Below are 17,371 nucleotides of genomic sequence, written 5' to 3' on the forward strand. Positions count from 1 at the left end.
GCCCGGCCTTCCACATTTCCGATGGATGCCCGGTCAAGCCCGGGCATGACGAGGAGAGGGTGTGACTACAACACCCGATTGCTCTCCTTCACCTTCTCCGCGTCCAGATACACCTGTCCGCCCATATCCTTGAACTTCTGCGACATCGTCGCCATTCCGTCCTCGATCACGCCTGACATCGACATGCCGACGCTGCCGGCGACCGCGCGTTTATCAGGGTCGTTCAGCGTGGCGGCGTAGTCGCGCACGTCCTGGGTGATCTTCATCGAGCAGAATTTTGGGCCGCACATCGAGCAGAAATGGGCGACCTTGTGGGCTTCCTTGGGCAGCGTCTCGTCGTGATAGGCGCGGGCGGTTTCCGGATCGAGGCCGAGGTTGAACTGGTCCTCCCAGCGGAAATCGAAGCGGGCGCGCGAGAGGGCGTCGTCGCGCAGTTGCGCTGCCGGGTGGCCCTTGCCGAGATCACTGGCGTGGGCGGCGATCTTGTAGGTGATGACGCCGACCTTGACGTCGTCGCGGTTCGGCAGGCCGAGATGCTCCTTCGGCGTCACGTAGCACAGCATCGCGCAGCCGAACCAGCCGATCATGGCGGCGCCGATGCCTGAGGTGATGTGGTCGTAGCCCGGCGCGATGTCGGTCGTCAGCGGGCCCAACGTATAGAACGGCGCTTCGCCGCATTCCTTGAGCTGCTTGTCCATGTTGATCTTGATCTTGTGCAGCGGCACATGGCCGGGGCCTTCGATCATGACCTGGCAACCCTTCTTCCAGGCGATCTGCGTCAGCTCGCCGAGCGTCTCCAGTTCGGCGAATTGCGCGCGGTCGTTGGCGTCGGCGATCGAGCCGGGACGCAGGCCGTCGCCGAGCGAGAACGACACGTCGTACTTGCGCATCAGGTCGCAGATATCTTCGAAATGCGTGTAGAGGAAGCTTTCCTTGTGATGCGCGAGACACCACTTCGCCATGATCGAGCCGCCGCGCGAGACAATGCCGGTGACGCGGTTGGCGGTAAGGTGGATGTAGGGCAGGCGCACGCCGGCGTGGATGGTGAAATAGTCGACGCCCTGTTCGCACTGCTCGATCAGCGTGTCCTTGTAGAGTTCCCAGGTCAGTTTGACCGGATCGCCGTCGCACTTCTCCAGCGCCTGATAGATCGGCACGGTGCCGATCGGGATCGGGGCGTTGCGAAGAATCCATTCCCGCGTGGTGTGGATGTTACGGCCGGTGGAAAGGTCCATCACGGTGTCGGCGCCCCAGCGGATCGCCCACACCATCTTGTCGACTTCCTCCTCGACCGACGAAGTCACCGCGGAGTTGCCGATATTGGCGTTGATCTTGGTCAGGAAATTGCGGCCGATGATCATCGGCTCGAGTTCGCCATGGTTGATGTTGCAGGGGATGATGGCGCGGCCGCGCGCGATCTCGCTCCGGACGAATTCCGGCGTTACGAATGCAGGCACTGCGGCGCCAAAACTTTCGCCGTCGGCGATCGCGGCTTCCGCGCGTTCGAGCTGCTGCTTGCGGCCGAGGTTTTCGCGGGTCGCGACGTAGATCATCTCCTTGGTGATGATGCCGGCGCGAGCGAATTCGAGCTGCGTGATCATGTGGCCGTCGAGCCCGCGCAGCGGCTTGTGGTGCGCGGTGAAGGCCTTTGCAGCGTGGGAGGCGCCGACATTGCCATTGTCTTCCGGCTTGATGTCGCGGCCTTCATACTCTTCGACGCCGCCGCGCTCCTTGACCCACTCGATGCGCGCGCGCTTCAGGCCGGCGTTGACGTCGATGGTGACGTCAGGATCGGTGTAGGGGCCGGAAGTGTCATAGACCGGCAGGTTCGGCTCGCCGGCGCCTTCGCTCAAAATGATCTCGCGCAGGGGAACGCGGACATCCGCCGCCTCATCGGGCGTCACCCAGATTTTTCGCGAGGTCGGAAGGGGCCCGGTGGTGACGGCGGGCAGGGTGGTGTCGGGATTGGAGCGGATGTTCATGTTATCCTCCGTTGAATTTCTGATTGGTTGGTTCCGTCATTGCGAGCGTAGCGAAGCAATCCATCGGGCTGTGGCCCGGTGATAGATGGATTGCTTCGTTGCTTGCGCTCCTCGCAATGACGGTGATTGGTGTGAGCATCATCACGCGGCCTTCGCATCCTGGCCGAGCCATTGCCTCACCCGCGCGTCGGGGTCGGTGTTCTGGGTGACGTCGGAGACGACAGCGATCGAGTCGGCGCCGGCCGCAAAGATCTCGGCTGATTGTTCGAACTTGATGCCGCCGATCGCGACCAGCGGGATGTCGCCGATGCGCTTTTTCCATTCGGTGATTTTGGGAATGCCCTGCGGCGCAAAACGCATCGATTTCAGCGTGGTCGGGAAGATCGGCCCGAGCGCGATGTAATCAGGCGCGGCGCGCAGCGCCGTCGCCAGTTCCTCGTCGTCGTGGGTGGAGATGCCGAGCGTCAGCTTTGCCTTGCGGATCTCGTCGAGATCGGCGTCGGCAAGATCTTCCTGGCCGAGATGCAGGTGCTCCGCGCCGGCCACGATCGCCGCGCGCCAGTAATCATTGACCACGAGTTTTGTCGCGGTGCCTTTTGTCACCGCGAGCGCGTCGCTGACGATCTGCAGCGCCTCGGAGTCATTGAGATCCTTGGCGCGCAGCTGGATGGTGCCGACGCCGAGCGCGGTCAGCCGCGCTACCCATTTGACGCTGTCGACGACGGGATAGAATTTATCAGGATACGGCATGCCAGAACGGTGTCCCGATGACAGGGGTTGAAGGGGAGGCGAAATCGCGGGCTTCCATCAGCCCGGCCTCGTAAGCGGTACGTCCCGCCTCGACGCCGAGACGAAACGCATTCGCCATCGCGATGGGGTCGGCGGCTTTTGCGATTGCTGTGTTGAGCAGCACCGCGTCGTAGCCGAGTTCGAGCGCGTGGGCGGCATGCGACGGCGCGCCGAGGCCGGCGTCGACCACCAGCGTGATGTCAGGCAGCCGGTCGCGCAGCAGCTTTAGCGCATCGCGGTTGGTGATGCCTTTTGCACTTCCAATGGGCGCGGCCCATGGCATCACGACCTTGCAGCCGGCGTCGACCAGCCGCATCGCAACGCCGAGGTCTTCGGTGCAGTAGGGAAATACTTCAAAGCCATCCTTGATCAGGATGCCGGCGGCCTCGACGAGGCCGACCACGTCGGGCTGCAGCGTGTCGTTGTCGGCGATCACTTCCAGCTTGATCCAGGGCGTGCCGAACAATTCGCGCGCCAGTTTGGCCGTGGTCACGGCTTCCTTGACGCTGCGGCAGCCCGCGGTGTTCGGCAGCACCGACACGTCGAGCTCGCGGATCAGCGACCAGAACGCATCCCCGGTCTTGCCGCCGGCGGCTTCCCGCCGCAGCGACACGGTCACGATATTGGCGCCGGACGCGCGGATCGCACCTTGCATGATCGCGGGTGAGGGATAGAGCGCGCTGCCGATCAGCAGGCGGGAGGAGAAGGTTTTGCCGTAGAAGTTCAGCATGGTCGATTTCCCAGCATACGGGTTGTCATCCCCGCGAAAGCGGGGATCCAGTATTCCAGAGGCCGTGGTGTTGAATCGAGAGGACGCGGCGTACTGGGTCGCCCGGTCAAGCCGGGCGATGACAGCGGAGTTTGGCGCAGCCGGGACGACGGGGGGAGAGAGTTTGCGTGCACCATCCTCACCCTCCCTGCCTCGGCGTGATGATCTCGATCTCGTCGCCGCTGTTGATCGGCGTTTCGGCCCAGCGGCTCTTCGGCAGCACGTCGTAATTCAGCGCGATCGCGAAATGGGTGCCTTCGTATTCGAGCTCGCGCAGCAGCGCATCGACGCTTGAGGCGTTGATCTCGCGCGCCTCGCCGTTGATGGTCACACGCATTGCATCACCTCATTGTCGATCACGCCGCGCTTGACGTAGCCAAGCGTCAGTTCCGCCAGCGCCGGCGCCAGCAGAAAACCGTGGCGATAGAGTCCGTTGACGGCGATCTTTTCATCGTTGATGGCGATTCGCGGCAGATTGTCGGGAAAGGCCGGGCGCAGCCCCGAGCCGAATTCGACGATGCGCGCTTCGGCGAATGCCGGATGCACCGCGTAGGCGGCGCCGAGCAGCTCCAGCGCCGAGCGCACGCTGACGCCGGTGTCTTCGGCTTCGATCGAGGTCGCGCCCAGCATGAACCTGCCGTCGCCGCGCGGGATCACGTAGAGCGGCCAGCGCGGATGGATCAGCCGGATCGGGCGCGCCAGTTCGACCTCTGATGTCTCGACGATGATCATCTCGCCCTTGACGCCGCGCAGCTCGGGCTGGGCATCGCGCGCGGCCAGGCCGCGGCAATCGATCACGATGCCGTCGAGGTCGTCCGCACTGGCATCGCTCTCGAATTTGATTTTTCCGCCGGCCGCGGCGATACGCGCGTGCAGTTCCGGCAGCACGCGCCGGGGCTCGACATGGCCCTCGTCGGCGTAAAACAGCCCGTCGCGGAACCGGCCTTCAAGCGACGGCTCGAGTTCGCGCAAACCTTGCGCGTCCAGCCTGACATGGCCTGACGTCAGCTTGGCAAAGCGTTCGAAATCGGCGCGGTCGCGCGGATGCGCCACGACCAGCGAACCGTTGAACGGGGTGTTTGGAAAATGCTCGCGCCAGAGGTCGAGCGAGCGGATGCCGAGCCGGCCGATCACGGGTTCCGACGCCTCGGCCTCGCACCAGGGCGCCAGCATGCCGCCGGCCCAATGGCTGGTGGACAGCGTCATCCCGGCGTCACTGCGCTCGTACAGAGTGACGGCGTGGCCGGCCTCTGCGAACAGCAACGCCTGCCACGCGCCGGCAATGCCGGCGCCGATGATAGATACGGAGGAATCCCCCCGCGGGCTCGAACTCTGAAACATCCCTGTCCCTTCGCCGGCATGACCCGGATCAGGTTCAAAGGGTCACCGCGGTCCCAAACCGTGCCATTTGGCAGGTCCAAGCTTGCGGTATCTCAGCTCCTCATCGGAGCTCCCCTCGGAACAGGTCTAATGTAGGCCGATGTGGGGGCGTGTCAACGCGGCTTTGCGGCGTTTGCACCTGATAAGGCGTCTGGCGGGTGCGGAACCTGCGGCTTGGCCTCGGCGAGTTTCTTCGGACGCTTCTTCGGGATCGGGACAAGCGTCACCGCCGCTTTCGGCTTTTCGAACGCTTCAGCCGGTTTCAAAGCTCGTTTCGGCTCAATAGCGGCTTCCGTCGCCTCCACCGGGGCGCTCGCCAGCACCGGTCCGGGCTGGTTCAACCGTTCCAGCCGCTGGCGCTTGGCGACGTAATAATAGCCGCCGGCATAAAGGCGCACGGCGCGGTCCTGGTTGCCGTTGGCAGCGCGCCAGGCGCCGGCGAGGTATTTCACGCCATAGGCGAGGTTGGTGGCGGGATCGCGCAGGCCCGCCGCGTCACCGGTGTAACCGACGCCGCGCGCGGTCGCGAGCTTGATCTGCATGAGCCCGATGGTGCCGCCGCGTCCGACCAGATCCGGATGATATCTGCTCTCGCGAACGATCACGCGATGCACCAGCGCTTCAGGCACATTGTTGGCGCTGGCATGGGCGGCGACAAGGCTTTCATATTGCGCGCGCTGTTGCGCTGCAGCTGGTGGCGCAACCAAAAAAGTTGCCACGACGGAGAACGCGGCCAGGTTCAGCAAAGCTTTCATCAACAAATCAAAGCCTTCATCAAAGAGTCTCGAGCGCAACTTGCGCGTTAACGGTTTGCGTATCACGATTATTGCGGAGGATCGACCGGCAATAGCGGAAAAATTCGACGCCATTGCGGCGATTGGTTCAAACAGGATTGCGGCGATTCGCCCGAGCATGATTGTCGTGCAAATGAGTCGAGGAAGGTTTAAAAGACCTCGCGACAGCGTGTTCAGTATCGACAGCAAAGCTGTCTATTTCAAATACAAAGCAAAAAATATCAGCGAGGGGAGATGCGCCATGGCTCGATTGGATTCCAGCTATTTGCCCCGTGAGAATCCCTGTGCCCAATGCGGAACGCCGATCTCAAGACCCGACTGGATCGAAAGCAACGCGGGCCGTACGTCCTTCCTGTGGTATTGCCGCGCCTGCGACTATCAGTTCGAGGCGGTCGCGATCTACGAGGAATCGCATCCGGATTCACTGGCGGCTTAACCAGCCATAGCGTTTTCGAGCGAAGTGGATTCCGGTTCGCGTAAACAAAACGCGTCAAAAACTGGAATCTACGCCGCGACGCTCTGCTGATGAACGGGCAATTGTATCCGCACCACCAGCCCGCGCGGCTGCCGGTCGTGCAGTGACAGCGTGCCGCCGTGGGCGAGCACGATGGCGTTGGCGATGGAAAGGCCGAGGCCGAAGCCCGCGGCTTCATCCATGTTGCGGGCGTCGTCGCCGCGCACGAACGGCTCCAGCACGTTCTGCTTCTGCGCGTCCGAAATGCCGGGGCCGTCGTCTTCGACGTCGATGGTGATCTGGTCATCCGATACGCGAAGACGGATGGTCGCCTCGGCGCCGAACCGCACGGCATTTTCCACGAGGTTGGTGACGCTGCGGTGCAGATCGTCCGGCCGCACCGTCGCCATCGCATGCGCGGGGCCGTCGTAAGCGACCTTGCGTCCCGTGTCGCCGAATTGATCGGTGATCAGTTGCAGCGTGCTGGCGACGTCGGCCAGCGTCATCGATTCAAGCCTGCGGTCGTTGCGCAGGAACGACAGCACCGATTCCAGCATCGAACGCATCTGGTCGAGATCGCAAAGCATGCGGCTGCGATGGGTTTCGTCCTCGATGAACTCGGAACGCAACCGCATTCGTGTGATCGGCGTGCGCAGATCGTGGCTGATGGCGGCGAGCATTTTGGTGCGGTCGTCGATCAGGCCGGTGATGCGCGCGCGCATCCGGTTCAGCGCCCGTGCGACCGAGCGGATTTCCTCCGGCCCACGCTCGGGCAGCGGCGCCGCCGCGCCGTTGAGGCTGAAGCTTTCGGCGGCCTTGGCGAACGACGACAATGGCGCGGTCAGGGCGCGGGCCGCCCACAGGCCGAGCAGGGTGACGCTGATGACCGCAAACAGCAGCGTCATCATCCACGGCCCGCCCAGGAAGGGTGGCCGGTGCTGGTCCGGCATCAGGTTCGTCGAAATCATCTCGCCGTCCGGCAAGGCCACGCCGATCTTGCGGACGTCTCCGTCAGGCGGCAGCGCAAAAATGCGACAATCGCGGCCGAGCCGCCGCTGCAGGCCGCGCAGCTGGCCCTCGGGTTCGCGCGCCTCCGGCGGCGAGCCCGGCGGCAGGATCTGGAGGCCGAGCTGCGGAAAGGCGCGCGCGATGTCGCCTGACAGCCGCGGCCGTTCGGAGGCGGGCGCCGCGCCGAGCAGTTGGACGGCGCTGACAAGCTGGCCGTGCCCGCGGTCGAATGACGGGTCGGGCTGGTCCGGCCGGTGCAGCCAGAAACCTGCGGTGATGATCAGATGCAGCGCTGCGATCGAGACGATGACGAGGGCCGCGATCTGGCCGCTGATGCCGCGAAGATTCAAAAAGCCAAAAAGCTTCATGATCACCTGCCGCCGGCGGTCACTGCCTCTATTCCTGTCGCTTCAACCCTTGGCGTGAACATGTAGCCCCCCGAGCGCACGGTCTTGATCATGGTGGCGTCCTGCGGATCGGGTTCGATCTTGCGGCGGATGCGGCTGACCAGCACGTCGATAGAGCGCTCGAACGAGCCGGCGTTGCGGCCTTGCGTGAGGTCGAGCAGGCTGTCGCGCGACAGCACGCGGCCGGGCCGCTCGCAGAAGGTCCGCAGCAGGTCGAACTCGGCGCTGGTCATGGCGACCCGCGCGCCCTCGGGATTGCGCAGCTCGCGCAGCCGGCAGTCGATCCGCCAACCCAGGAATGTCAGCACGCTTGCGCCTTCCACCGCGCTGGCGGTTTGCGCGGCGGCCTGCCGGCGCAGCACCGCGTTGATCCGCGCCAGCAATTCGCGCGGGTTGAACGGTTTTGGCAGATAATCGTCGGCGCCCATCTCGAGGCCAAGGATACGGTCGACGTCCTCGCCGCGCGCGGTCAGCATGATGATCGGGGTTTGCGATGTCGCGCGCACCTTGCGGCACAGGCTGAGACCGTCCTCGCCGGGCAGCATCACGTCGAGGATCAGCAAGTCGACGCGATGGTCGGTCATGGCGCGGGCCATTTCCCGGCCGTCGCTCGCCGTCGTGACGTTGCAGGAATTGTTGCGCAGATATTTCGCGATCAGCGTGCGCGTCTCGCGATCGTCCTCGACGACGAGGATGTTGGGTTGTGCCTGGGCCATGTCGACCTTTTGTCGGTGATTCGGGGATGTCGGCGAAGGATTTTTGTTTCGCAATGTTTCCAGGTGGAGTCGGGCAATACGGGGCAACAGGCCAGGGAGCGGCTGCAAAGACCTCGTTAAGACCGTTAACCCTACGGTCGTGAGGTCTCTTACCACCGCTTGCTACGAAACTTTGGAGCCATCATGACCTCGATTTCGGCGGCCTCGGGCCAGTCCTACCAGTCGCCCCTTCAGAAGTTGCAGAACGAGTTGCTGTCGGAAGTCAATTCCGGCGTCATCAGCTCGTCGGACAAGGATGCGCTGTCGGCGGCGTTGACCGATATCGACTCGGCGATGCAGTCCAGCCGGGCCAGCGACCAGGCCAGCGGCACGAGGCCCTCGCCCGAGGAGATGAAGTCGAAGATCGACGATCTGATCGAGAGCCAGGTTTCCAGCGGCAAGCTGACGAGCGAGCAGGCCACCGAATTGCAGGGCGTCTTCAAGGCCGCCTTCGCCAATGGCCCCGGCGGGGCTGGTCCTGGCGGACCGGGTGGTCCCGGCGGCGCCGGTGGTCCGCCTCCCGGCGGTCCGCCGCCCGCGGATAGCGCGTCCTCGAGTGATGAGAGCTCTTCGAGCACCACATCGCTCGACGACATTCTCAAGCAATTTCTGCAGACGCTGCAGGAGTCACTGTCGGCGTCGTCATCCACGAGCTACAGCGCGACCGGCAGCTCGGGCACATCGAGCACCAGTGCGTCGTTCACGGCGCTGCTGATCGACTACCGGAGCTGACGTCTTTTCTCTGCGCAGCGTGCGACGCAGCCATCCTTGCCGAAAGGGAAGGGTGGCTGTCTCATTTTGCGGTGCGGGAACCGGCCACCGGCTGGAACGTTAGGCCCTTGATTCATGTGTGGAGGGTCCGATGCCAATCGACGTCATGACCAAGCCGCATCAGTTGATCGCGAGCGACCGTGTCGAAGGCACCGCGGTGCGACGACCGAACGGCGACATGATCGGCCATATCGAACGGCTGATGATCGACAAGATCTCCGGCAAAGTATCTTACGCCGTGTTGAGTTTCGGTGGGTTCCTGGGCATGGGCACCAGCCTGCTTCCGTTGCCCTGGGGCCGGCTAAGATACAACAGCAAATTCGAAGCTTACGAACTCGACATCGACGATGAAGAGTTGAGGCGCGCGCCGTCGTTTCGCGCCGACAAGGATTTCGATTGGGGCGATCGCGCGCAGGAAGCGGAACTGCATCGCTACTACGGCATGCCGCCATACTGGGGCGGATTCTGAAATCGTTCCTGTGTTCCATCATTAAATCGCTGGAACAGTTGCACATGTGGCGGGTTTTCTCAGCACGATTTCGAAACTGAGGAGAACCGATATGTTAGCCAAATATACCATCGCCGGCCTGGCCGGCTCTGCGTTGCTTGCATCTGTCGCGTTCGCACAGTCGCCGACGACTCCCGCTGAACCGAGCAAGGCGCCTGCGACAGCGTCGGACATGTCTTCGTCGTTCCAGGGCACCTGGCGCGCCTCGAAGATGGTCGGCTTGAACGTGTACAACGACAAGAATGAAAGCCTCGGCTCGATCAACGACCTGCTCACCGACAAGAGCGGTGACATCAAGGCCGTCGTGATCGGCGTTGGCGGCTTCCTCGGCGTCGGCGAGCATCTGGTTGCGGTGCCGCTCGACAAGGTCAAGTTCGTGATGGAGCCTGTCGCCTATACCGGCGCCGCAAATACGCCGGCCAGCGGCGGCGCGCGGCCGGGATCGACCACGACCACGGGGGCGGCCACGACGCCCGCGGCAAAGCCGAATCCCTGGTATCCGGATCACGCCGTGCTCAGCGCGACCAAGGATGAGCTGAAGGCGATGAGCGAGTTCAAATATTCGACCAACTAAGCTCGCGATCTTAAGCCGCGACTGATCTGAAAGGCCGGACGGCATCATTGCCGCCCGGCCTTTTGTTTTGCTGAAGCTCGCTCTGCGTGCAATTGCTGCACCGCATCCTATCAGGCCCCGAATCCCGATGTTAGGCTGAGGCGCGGCAGGAGCACCTTTAAGTCCTGCCTGTAACATCAACGGGAGGACGACATGGCTGAGAGCGTCTACAAGGTGATTGAGCTGATCGGTACCAGCAAAGACTCCTGGGAAAAGGCCGCGACCGCGGCCGTCGCGAGGGCCGGAAAATCCTTGCGCAATCTTCGCGTCGCCGAAATCGTGCAGCTCGATCTGCAACTGGACGCCAAGGGCAAGGTCGAAGCCTACCGCGCCAAGGTGAAAGTCTCGTTCAAATTCGAAGGGTGAGAAGAAGCGTAGGGTGGGCAAAGGCGCGCAAGCGCCGTGCCCACCCTTTTTTGTCCGGGCATTCAGACCTCATCCTGAGGAGCCGCGAAGCGGCGTCTCGAAGGATGGCCGCGGATACAGTTCGGGCCTCATGGTTCGAGACGCGCAAGGTGCGCTCCTCACCATGAGGGTTGCGCAGTAGTCCCGTCGCATTCCCGCGCTACAATCCCGGCAGCGTGGTCACAAACACATTGATGGCGCCTTCGGCTTCCGCGATCACGCGCAGCGTTTTTGAATCGAAGGCGATGTCGGCCAGCCGCAGCTTGGTGATCTCGGCGGCGACGCGAATGCCGTCCTCGTTCTTCTGGAAGTCCGCGATCACGGCGGCGATCTTTTTCTGCGCATTGCTGGCGAAGGGCTTGAGGTCGACGGTGGCCTTGTCCGCCAGCGCCTTCTGCAGATGTGGCATCGCCGCGCGCGCGGCGGCACCGAGCAGGCCGAACGCCGCTTCCGACTCGACCGCGAGCTCGACATCGGTCAGCCGCAGGGTCTGCTGTGCCTGATCGAGCACCGGCTTGCCCCAGATATGCACGTTGGCCTCGCCGCCGAAGCCGAAGAAGCTCTTCTTCTCCTTGGCATTCACCAACAGCGAAATCAGCAGGCGATTGCCGGATGCCGCTACCGTGGCGCGCTTCACGGTGACGTCGACTGAACCCGAACCGTCCTCGGGAAAGGTCTTTCCGGCAAACTGCGCCTCGACGATCTTGTTGATGTCGGTGAAGGGCATGTCGACGGGGACGCCGATCGCGACCCGGCCCGGCGTCGGCGGCACGATCGAGATGGTGGCGGGGAACGGGCAGCTGGGCTTGGTCTCGACCGGGGTGATGCGGGTCTCTGCCTCGATGCCGAGCGTTAGTATCAGCGCCTGCGCGTCGACACGCGGTTGGGCGGCGATCGCCCTTGTCGGCCGCAGCTCCAGCCACAGCGCCGGCAGCGACGAAGAGGCGCCGGTGCCCTGCAGCGGGATCGAGCGGCAGGCCTTGGCCCATTGCACCTTCGCGTTGTTTTCAAATGCCGGATCGTTACGCATCCGCGCCTGCACCAGATTGATCTGATCGGCGACCGTCTTGTCGATCAGCGGCTTGACCTGGGCCGGCACGTTGATGCGGGCACCGGCCATCATAAGGCTGGTGTCGCCCAGATTCACCTGCGCGGCGAGATTGGGCTCGATGCGCCAGGCGGCGGCGATCTTCGGTCGCGCGGTGATGACGACATTGCCCTTGATCTCGGCTGACGCGTTGAGGTTCTTGATGTTCACGCTGCCGATCTGTTTGGCGACGTTGCCGCCGAGCAGGCCGCCGAGCGCATCGCCGACCGCCCCGGTTGCCTTTGCCGACAGTGAACCGGTGACGTTTAGCGTGCCGGTCAGCGGCGTCGTCAGCGTCAGTGCGTCCTGCGCGCCGGTCGCGGCGATCGGACCGCGCGAGGCGGTCCAGCCGATATCGGCGTTCTGCAGGATCTGCGAGATGGGATTTTCGGCCTTGCCGTTGAAGGCGCGCGGCGAACCGCGGTCGGCGGCGTCACGGATCGCCGTCAGCGCGACCGAAATCGGCGCCATCACAGTGGAGCTGCGCGGGGCGGGAGCGAGCGGCGGCAATTCGACAAGCTCCGGCGGTTTGACCGTGCCGCGCGGCGCCAGCCAATCCATCGCTTTCAGGCTGATCAGAAACGAGAGCGCGATTACCGCGGCCCCGATCAGGATCGTTTTGGAATGCATCGGCAGACGCATCGTCCCCCCGGACCGATTAAGCCCTGGCATTTTCGGACCGCTTCGCGCGAAGAAAACGCGTCAAAAACAAGGCTGGAGCCCGACCGGCTCCGGCGGGAGTTTTACAGGGACGGGGCGGGCGGCGCCAGAGCGGGATCAGGCCGGTCGTCGGATGCGTTAACGCCGGCGCCTGGCGAGCCCGTTGCTGTTCGGCCAGCCCGCGGCACCGTCGGTTCTCAAGGGCAGGTTCCAGCTGGCGGCGTGTGCTTGAGCGCGCGGCCGGCAGCTACGGCGGTCAGTTTGCCGTCCAGAACGGAGGCCGCCCCATTGACCAATAGTGTCTGCACGCCGACGCTCAGTTCGCGAGGGCGCACATAGTCCGCCCTGGGGGCGTAGCGGGCAGGGTCGAACACCACGACGTCGGCAAAATAGCCGGGCCGCAAATAACCGCGCCGGTCGAGCTTGAAAATGTCGGCCGACAGGCCGGTGGACTGGCGGATGAACGTCTTCAGGTCGATGACGTGCCTCTCCTGGACATAGACCGCATATTTTTGCGGAAAGGTCGCATATTGGCGGGGATGGCCATCGGTGCCGTCAGAACCGGTGACCACCCACGGCTGCTTCATGACGAGGTCGACGTCGCTGTCGATCATGTTGAACGAGGCGATCGAGTCCTTGACATTGGCGCGGAGAATCCGCACCGCGGCGTCGACCGGTTCGACCTTCCATGTTTCCGCCATCTCCGAAAGCCGCTTGCCGGTCCATGGCCGCTCGACGCTGGTCAGCAGGATCGATTCGGCGCCGCCGCGGCGTCGCAGGTTCTCGATCATCTCAACGCGTATCCTGACCATCGCCGCCGGATCATCGAAGCGCTTGATCATGGCCGGATAGCCACCGTCGACCGCCCAGCGCGGCACGAGCGCAGCGTCGAGGCTGGTGCTCGACGCCAGCCATGGATACTGGTCGGCCGTCACCCGCTGGCCGGTCGCTCTCGCCGCCTCGATCAGCCGGATCACATCCGGCACCTGTCCCTGCAGATCGACGCCGAGCGCTTTCAGATGCGCGAAATGGACTGGGATCTCGGCTTCGCGGCCGATCTGCAAAACCTCCCTGGCCGAGTTCATCAGGCCGATGGAATAGGAGCTCTCGTCGCGCTGATGGGTGTCATAGATGCCGCCGCGCCGGGCGGCCTCCCTGGCCAGGGCCACCACCTCGTCAGTCTTGGCGAAACTCTGCGGGGCGTAGAACAGCCCGGCGGAAAGCCCGATCGCCCCCTCGCACATGCCCTTGGCGACGAGTTCCTTCATGCGCTCCAGTTCCGGTGGGGTGGGCGCGCGGGCATTATGGCCGAGCACCGCCTCGCGCACCGCGCCGAACCCGACATAGCTGACGATGTTGGTGCCGATCTTCTCCGCTTCCAGCCGGGCGTGATCGGCGGCCACCGCCGGATCGCCCCTGCCGTCGACGCCGATGAAGATGGTCGAGACACCCTGCATCTGCCACGGCGCGTTCAGGCGCTTGGTCGCATCGGGCGAGCGGATGAAGCTCTCCGGGTGGGTATGAACGTCAATGAATCCGGGCGCCACGATCATGCCCTGTGCGGCGATGTTCGCTGTTGCGGCAGGTGCGCCGGCGGAAGGGCCGACATAGACGATCTTGTCCGCGGTGACCGCGATGTCGCCGACAAGCGGGGCTTCGTCGCCACCGGTGTAGATGGTGCCGCCCCGGATGGCGAGATCGGCAGTCTGTGCGACGGCTGCGCCGGCGTTCGCGATGAATCCGGCGCACAAGGCGGCAAGCAGGGCAGGCGTGCATTTCATTGGCAATCTCCGCAGGCGGACGGCGTCCTGGAACAGCGCGGCGAGGAGCGTCATCGTCGTTGCCGCCAAGTCTTGGGAATTGATCGTCTTGGGAATTGATCGTCTTGGGAATTGATCGTGATGTCCAGCGGGACGCTAGTTGGCGCGATCTGACCGGTCCAATGCAAAATTCACATTGGACAGGCCGGACCTGGCACGAGGATTTGCGCTGGTGGCGACGGGTGTGTAGATTCGCTCGAAGTCAGCGAACCGTAGTTGACGAAGGCCTCAGCACTGCTGAGGTTGATCCTGTCCGTGAGGCTGGATTGGGCTTCGGTTCGCTGGCGCCCGGCTTCGCCAATGGTCAGCGAAGGCCCGCGCGATCATCTTCACCAAAATCCCCGCACATCGATGGCGGACGACGATAGTTCGTCGGGCGCAGGATAGAGTTGCGAGTTGAGCCCAACGGGCCGCGCTTTGCGCACGCCCGTTGGGCTCACTCCATCTTTCGAACTAGCCGCCGGGCGGCGTGTATGAGGCACGAAGCTGGACTGCCTTCTGGCGAACCAGCATGATTTCATCCTGCGTCCACAAACGAGTGAGGTGTACATTGTGGATGGCACCGGATGCCACCACCGTGCCTGAAATGGCCGGTGCTGCATTGGGGTCGGGTACGTCGAAGATTACCAGAACGCCAGGTCCATCGGCAGCGGTGCTGTACATCGAGAGTAATTTGCCACCAGCTGCTTCGATCAGCTTTTTCGCCGCTTCATGGCGATTGGTCTTGGGATTTTCCATGATCTTGTTGAGAGCTTGAGGCGTATACTGTGCTGTCATACAAAAATGCATGATGTTCTCCTGTTGGGTGTGTTTGATCAACGAGGCGCACGCCTCCCTGCCGACTCCATTGAAAACGGATCGGCCCCCCAAAACGTGAGATGAACATTGCAAGCCCGCCGTGGGCAAAATACCGCTAGCACTCCAACGGGCCTTCGGCACTGCCCGCTTGCGGCTGTCGGTTAACCTACATCAATCACGCGTCATGCGGAAGAGCGTTTGGCCTGAGACCGCTCGACCCAATCCTAAATCGAAGTCGACGAGCCATCTCGCGTCGAAGGACCGGTCCGGCGCAGGAAAAAGCGCGCGGTGAAAATCGCCAACGCGCTGCAGCGGTATCGGGCTGATGGAATCGTCGGCGAAGTGCCGACTTGAGTCATTCCGCCTTGATGTTTGCCGTGCGGATTACCTTGCCCCACTTCTCGGTTTCATTGGCGATGAATGTGCCGAAGTCGGCAGACGAGCCTGAAAGCATCGTGCCGCCGAGATCGGTAAGCCGCGCCCTTGCCACAGGACTGGCGAGGATCGCGTTGATCTCCTTGTTGAGCAGGGCGACAATTTCGGCCGGCGTGTCCTTCGGGGCGCCGACGCCGAAAAACGCGCTCGCCTCGAAGCCCCGGACGCTGTCGCCTACCGTCGGAACATCCGGCAAGCCATGCCAGCGTGTTGCGGTTGTGACCGCCAATGCCCGCAGTCTGCCGGCCCTGATGTGTTCGATCGAGTTGGAGACGTTATCGAAGGCGACCTGGATTCGGCCACTCAGCAGGTCGGTCAGCACGCCCGGCATGCCGCGATACGGCACATGAACCATGTCGACGCCGGTCATTTGCTTGAACAACTCGGCGCAGACATGGACGGAGGTTCCGATGCCGGCCGACCCGTAGCTGATGCTGCCGGGATTGGCCTTGGCATAGGCAATAAGCTCAGGAACCGTCTTGACCGGGAGTGATGGTGTTACCTCCATGACATTCGGAACACGCATGATGGCTGCGACCGGCGAGATGTCGCGGATAAAATTGAAACTGAGATTGTCGTAAAGCGCCGGGCTGATTGCATTCCCGACGCTGATCAAGAGCAACGTATGGCCATCGGGAGACGCGCGAACCACGGCTTCGGTGGCGATGTTGCTGCCGGCGCCGAGACGGTTCTCAACGATGAATTGTTGCCCGAGGCGCTCCGACAAGGCCTGGCCAATGATGCGTGCCAGGATGTCAACGATGCCGCCGGCCGCGAACCCGGCGATGATCCGAACCGGGCGCGACGGATAGGTCTGCGCCCGCGCTATCCGCGAAGCGGCCGGGAACGCGGCAGCACCCGCTGCCAGATTCAAAAATCGACGGCGCTGAAGCCTCATGAATCCTCCTACAATCGACGGCGGCGTTGTTCCGCCTTTTTGACCGCTGAACACAGCCGGCTGTTCGTGGTGCTGATTGTGCCAGCCGACGGCGTCGTTGCTTTTTATTGCCGAACTCTCGAGGAACATAACGCACTTCGGCCGTGCGCGAAGATGTTTTTGGAGGACGGGACTGGCGGCAGCGAACTCCGCAACGCAAAAACGGCCCCGGCGAATGCCGGAGCCGTTTTGGATTTCGAAGATTGAAAGTCTTAGCGGATGGTGCGGCCGAGGTCGGCGCGGCGATCCGTCATCGGCAGCACGATCACCTTGGTGCCGACGCTGACCCGCGAATAGAGGTCGGTGACGTCTTCATTGGTGAGGCGCAGGCAACCGGAGGAAACGCGGGTGCCGATCGTCTCCGGCATGTTGGTGCCGTGGATGCGATAGATGGTGCCGCCGAGATACATCGCGCGGGCGCCGAGCGGGTTACCCGGGCCACCGGTCATGTGGCGCGGCAGATAAGGCTGGCGGGCGATCATTTCCGGGGGCGGCGTCCAGGCCGGCCATTCCGCCTTCTTGGTGATCGTCTGCGTGCCGGACCAGGTGAAACCGTCGCGGCCGATGCCGATGCCGTAGCGCATCGCCTGGCCGTTGCCCATCACCAGATAGAGATAGGTGTTGGGGGTATCGATGATGATGGTGCCCGGAGCTTCGCGGGTGTTGTAGTTCACGACCTGGCGGCGCAGGCGGGCGGGCAGTTCGAAGCGCTCTTCATCCTGCGAAGGAGCAACCGCGACCGGCGGCGGAGCGGCTTCAACCGGGGGCGCCATGAAGAAGGGAAACAGCGGCAGCGGGGCTGCGGCGGCGGGTGTGGAAAATGCGGTCGCGCCAATCGCGATTGCGCCGAAAGCGGCGGCGGCGAGGCGGGTATTCAGCTTGAATGAGTTGAACATCGGTCGTCCTCTTCAGTTTGCGCCCTGTCGCGCCAGTTCCAGCGCGTCGTTGAGGCAAACCAGTACAGGCGAACCGTTTCAGGACATTTGCACAATGCCGCCA

The 17,371-nt window shown here is 63.3% G+C and carries 17 protein-coding genes, 1 pseudogene and 1 riboswitch; of the genes and pseudogenes, 5 read left to right on the forward strand and 13 right to left on the reverse strand.

Annotation, left to right across the window (positions count from 1 at the left end):
• Positions 1–65: 65 nt before the first annotated feature.
• From thiC to JQ641_RS38880, 6 genes and pseudogenes are all read right to left on the reverse strand, one after another.
• On the reverse strand, positions 66–1,982 hold the full coding sequence (thiC, locus tag JQ641_RS18030; protein ID WP_211997315.1) for a phosphomethylpyrimidine synthase ThiC: 1,917 nt from the start codon (positions 1,980–1,982) through the stop codon (positions 66–68).
• Between the two features lie 141 nt (positions 1,983–2,123).
• Positions 2,124–2,732 carry a thiamine phosphate synthase gene (locus tag JQ641_RS18035; protein WP_211997316.1) on the reverse strand — a complete coding sequence of 203 codons (609 nt, stop codon included), beginning with the start codon at positions 2,730–2,732 and terminating at the stop codon, positions 2,124–2,126.
• The gene (locus tag JQ641_RS18040) at positions 2,719–3,501 is read right to left on the reverse strand and encodes a thiazole synthase (RefSeq protein ID WP_211997317.1); all 783 of its coding nucleotides are present in this window, start codon (positions 3,499–3,501) and stop codon (positions 2,719–2,721) included. The genes JQ641_RS18035 and JQ641_RS18040 overlap by 14 nt, the downstream gene beginning before the upstream one ends.
• 178 nt (positions 3,502–3,679) lie before the next feature.
• Entirely contained in the window at positions 3,680–3,877 is a 198-nt protein-coding gene (thiS, locus tag JQ641_RS18045) for a sulfur carrier protein ThiS (protein WP_211997318.1), read from the reverse strand.
• The gene (locus JQ641_RS18050) at positions 3,868–4,881 is read right to left on the reverse strand and encodes an FAD-dependent oxidoreductase (protein ID WP_211997319.1); all 1,014 of its coding nucleotides are present in this window, start codon (positions 4,879–4,881) and stop codon (positions 3,868–3,870) included. Before JQ641_RS18050 ends, thiS begins: the two co-directional genes overlap by 10 nt.
• Positions 4,869–5,007, reverse strand: a riboswitch (TPP riboswitch). Its footprint overlaps the gene before it by 13 nt.
• Positions 5,008–5,270: 263 nt before the next feature.
• Positions 5,271–5,675, reverse strand: a pseudogene (locus JQ641_RS38880) (transglycosylase SLT domain-containing protein); the annotation flags it as partial.
• A 40-nt stretch (positions 5,676–5,715) separates the two neighbouring features.
• Between JQ641_RS38880 and JQ641_RS38720 the strand changes: the two are divergent.
• Positions 5,716–6,150: a hypothetical protein gene (locus JQ641_RS38720; RefSeq protein WP_349628584.1), complete on the forward strand. Its 435-nt coding sequence runs from the start codon at positions 5,716–5,718 to the stop codon at positions 6,148–6,150.
• A gap of 68 nt (positions 6,151–6,218) precedes the next feature.
• On the opposite strand, the gene JQ641_RS18065 is transcribed toward JQ641_RS38720, so the two are convergent.
• Both JQ641_RS18065 and JQ641_RS18070 read right to left on the reverse strand, forming a co-directional pair.
• Positions 6,219–7,544, reverse strand: a complete 1,326-nt coding sequence (locus tag JQ641_RS18065; RefSeq protein WP_211997321.1) for an ATP-binding protein — start codon at positions 7,542–7,544, stop codon at positions 6,219–6,221.
• Positions 7,545–7,546: 2 nt separating this feature from the next.
• Positions 7,547–8,299, reverse strand: coding sequence for a response regulator (locus tag JQ641_RS18070; protein ID WP_211997322.1), 753 nt, complete (start codon positions 8,297–8,299; stop codon positions 7,547–7,549).
• 183 nt (positions 8,300–8,482) lie between these two features.
• Here JQ641_RS18070 and JQ641_RS18075 point away from each other — a divergent pair, with 183 nt between their 5' ends.
• The 4 genes from JQ641_RS18075 (at position 8,483) to JQ641_RS18090 (ending at position 10,596) form a co-directional block, all read left to right on the forward strand.
• On the forward strand, positions 8,483–9,070 hold the full coding sequence (locus JQ641_RS18075; protein ID WP_211997323.1) for a hypothetical protein: 588 nt from the start codon (positions 8,483–8,485) through the stop codon (positions 9,068–9,070).
• A gap of 130 nt (positions 9,071–9,200) precedes the next feature.
• Positions 9,201–9,578 carry a PRC-barrel domain-containing protein gene (locus JQ641_RS18080; protein ID WP_211997324.1) on the forward strand — a complete coding sequence of 126 codons (378 nt, stop codon included), beginning with the start codon at positions 9,201–9,203 and terminating at the stop codon, positions 9,576–9,578.
• Positions 9,579–9,669: 91 nt separating this feature from the next.
• Positions 9,670–10,191 carry a PRC-barrel domain-containing protein gene (locus tag JQ641_RS18085; RefSeq protein WP_211997325.1) on the forward strand — a complete coding sequence of 174 codons (522 nt, stop codon included), beginning with the start codon at positions 9,670–9,672 and terminating at the stop codon, positions 10,189–10,191.
• A 192-nt stretch (positions 10,192–10,383) separates the two neighbouring features.
• Positions 10,384–10,596, forward strand: coding sequence for a dodecin family protein (locus tag JQ641_RS18090; protein ID WP_192738120.1), 213 nt, complete (start codon positions 10,384–10,386; stop codon positions 10,594–10,596).
• Between the two features lie 199 nt (positions 10,597–10,795).
• Here the strand turns inward: JQ641_RS18090 and JQ641_RS18095 are convergent, their stop codons facing one another.
• The 5 genes from JQ641_RS18095 to JQ641_RS18115 form a co-directional block, all read right to left on the reverse strand.
• Entirely contained in the window at positions 10,796–12,364 is a 1,569-nt protein-coding gene (locus JQ641_RS18095; RefSeq protein ID WP_211997326.1) for a DUF4403 family protein, read from the reverse strand.
• A gap of 215 nt (positions 12,365–12,579) precedes the next feature.
• Complete coding sequence (locus JQ641_RS18100; RefSeq protein ID WP_211997327.1) at positions 12,580–14,217, reverse strand: N-acyl-D-amino-acid deacylase family protein; 1,638 nt, start codon at positions 14,215–14,217, stop codon at positions 12,580–12,582.
• Positions 14,218–14,655: 438 nt separating this feature from the next.
• Positions 14,656–15,021: a GYD domain-containing protein gene (locus JQ641_RS18105; RefSeq protein ID WP_249132819.1), complete on the reverse strand. Its 366-nt coding sequence runs from the start codon at positions 15,019–15,021 to the stop codon at positions 14,656–14,658.
• A 334-nt stretch (positions 15,022–15,355) separates the two neighbouring features.
• A complete protein-coding gene (locus JQ641_RS18110) occupies positions 15,356–16,333 on the reverse strand; it encodes a Bug family tripartite tricarboxylate transporter substrate binding protein (protein WP_211997328.1) in 978 nt (325 codons plus the stop codon).
• A 251-nt stretch (positions 16,334–16,584) separates the two neighbouring features.
• Positions 16,585–17,268, reverse strand: coding sequence for a L,D-transpeptidase (locus JQ641_RS18115; RefSeq protein WP_211997329.1), 684 nt, complete (start codon positions 17,266–17,268; stop codon positions 16,585–16,587).
• Positions 17,269–17,371: the final 103 nt, after the last annotated feature.

Source organism: Bradyrhizobium sp. JYMT SZCCT0180, from assembly GCF_018130165.1.
In the GTDB taxonomy this organism is placed as follows: domain Bacteria; phylum Pseudomonadota; class Alphaproteobacteria; order Rhizobiales; family Xanthobacteraceae; genus Bradyrhizobium.

Bases quoted from the DNA above. Each gene is read 5' to 3' on its own strand.
- JQ641_RS18095 (WP_211997326.1), bottom strand. From the start codon at position 12,364: ATGCGTCTGCCGATGCATTCCAAAACGATCCTGATCGGGGCCGCGGTA.
- JQ641_RS18065 (WP_211997321.1), bottom strand. From the start codon at position 7,544: ATGAAGCTTTTTGGCTTTTTGAATCTTCGCGGCATCAGCGGCCAGATC.
- thiC (WP_211997315.1), bottom strand. From the start codon at position 1,982: ATGAACATCCGCTCCAATCCCGACACCACCCTGCCCGCCGTCACCACC.
- thiS (WP_211997318.1), bottom strand. From the start codon at position 3,877: ATGCGTGTGACCATCAACGGCGAGGCGCGCGAGATCAACGCCTCAAGC.
- JQ641_RS18040 (WP_211997317.1), bottom strand. From the start codon at position 3,501: ATGCTGAACTTCTACGGCAAAACCTTCTCCTCCCGCCTGCTGATCGGC.
- JQ641_RS18110 (WP_211997328.1), bottom strand. From the start codon at position 16,333: ATGAGGCTTCAGCGCCGTCGATTTTTGAATCTGGCAGCGGGTGCTGCC.
- JQ641_RS18050 (WP_211997319.1), bottom strand. From the start codon at position 4,881: ATGTTTCAGAGTTCGAGCCCGCGGGGGGATTCCTCCGTATCTATCATC.
- JQ641_RS18075 (WP_211997323.1), top strand. From the start codon at position 8,483: ATGACCTCGATTTCGGCGGCCTCGGGCCAGTCCTACCAGTCGCCCCTT.
- JQ641_RS18100 (WP_211997327.1), bottom strand. From the start codon at position 14,217: ATGACGCTCCTCGCCGCGCTGTTCCAGGACGCCGTCCGCCTGCGGAGA.
- JQ641_RS18090 (WP_192738120.1), top strand. From the start codon at position 10,384: ATGGCTGAGAGCGTCTACAAGGTGATTGAGCTGATCGGTACCAGCAAA.
- JQ641_RS18070 (WP_211997322.1), bottom strand. From the start codon at position 8,299: ATGGCCCAGGCACAACCCAACATCCTCGTCGTCGAGGACGATCGCGAG.
- JQ641_RS18035 (WP_211997316.1), bottom strand. From the start codon at position 2,732: ATGCCGTATCCTGATAAATTCTATCCCGTCGTCGACAGCGTCAAATGG.
- JQ641_RS18080 (WP_211997324.1), top strand. From the start codon at position 9,201: ATGCCAATCGACGTCATGACCAAGCCGCATCAGTTGATCGCGAGCGAC.
- JQ641_RS18115 (WP_211997329.1), bottom strand. From the start codon at position 17,268: ATGTTCAACTCATTCAAGCTGAATACCCGCCTCGCCGCCGCCGCTTTC.
- JQ641_RS18085 (WP_211997325.1), top strand. From the start codon at position 9,670: ATGTTAGCCAAATATACCATCGCCGGCCTGGCCGGCTCTGCGTTGCTT.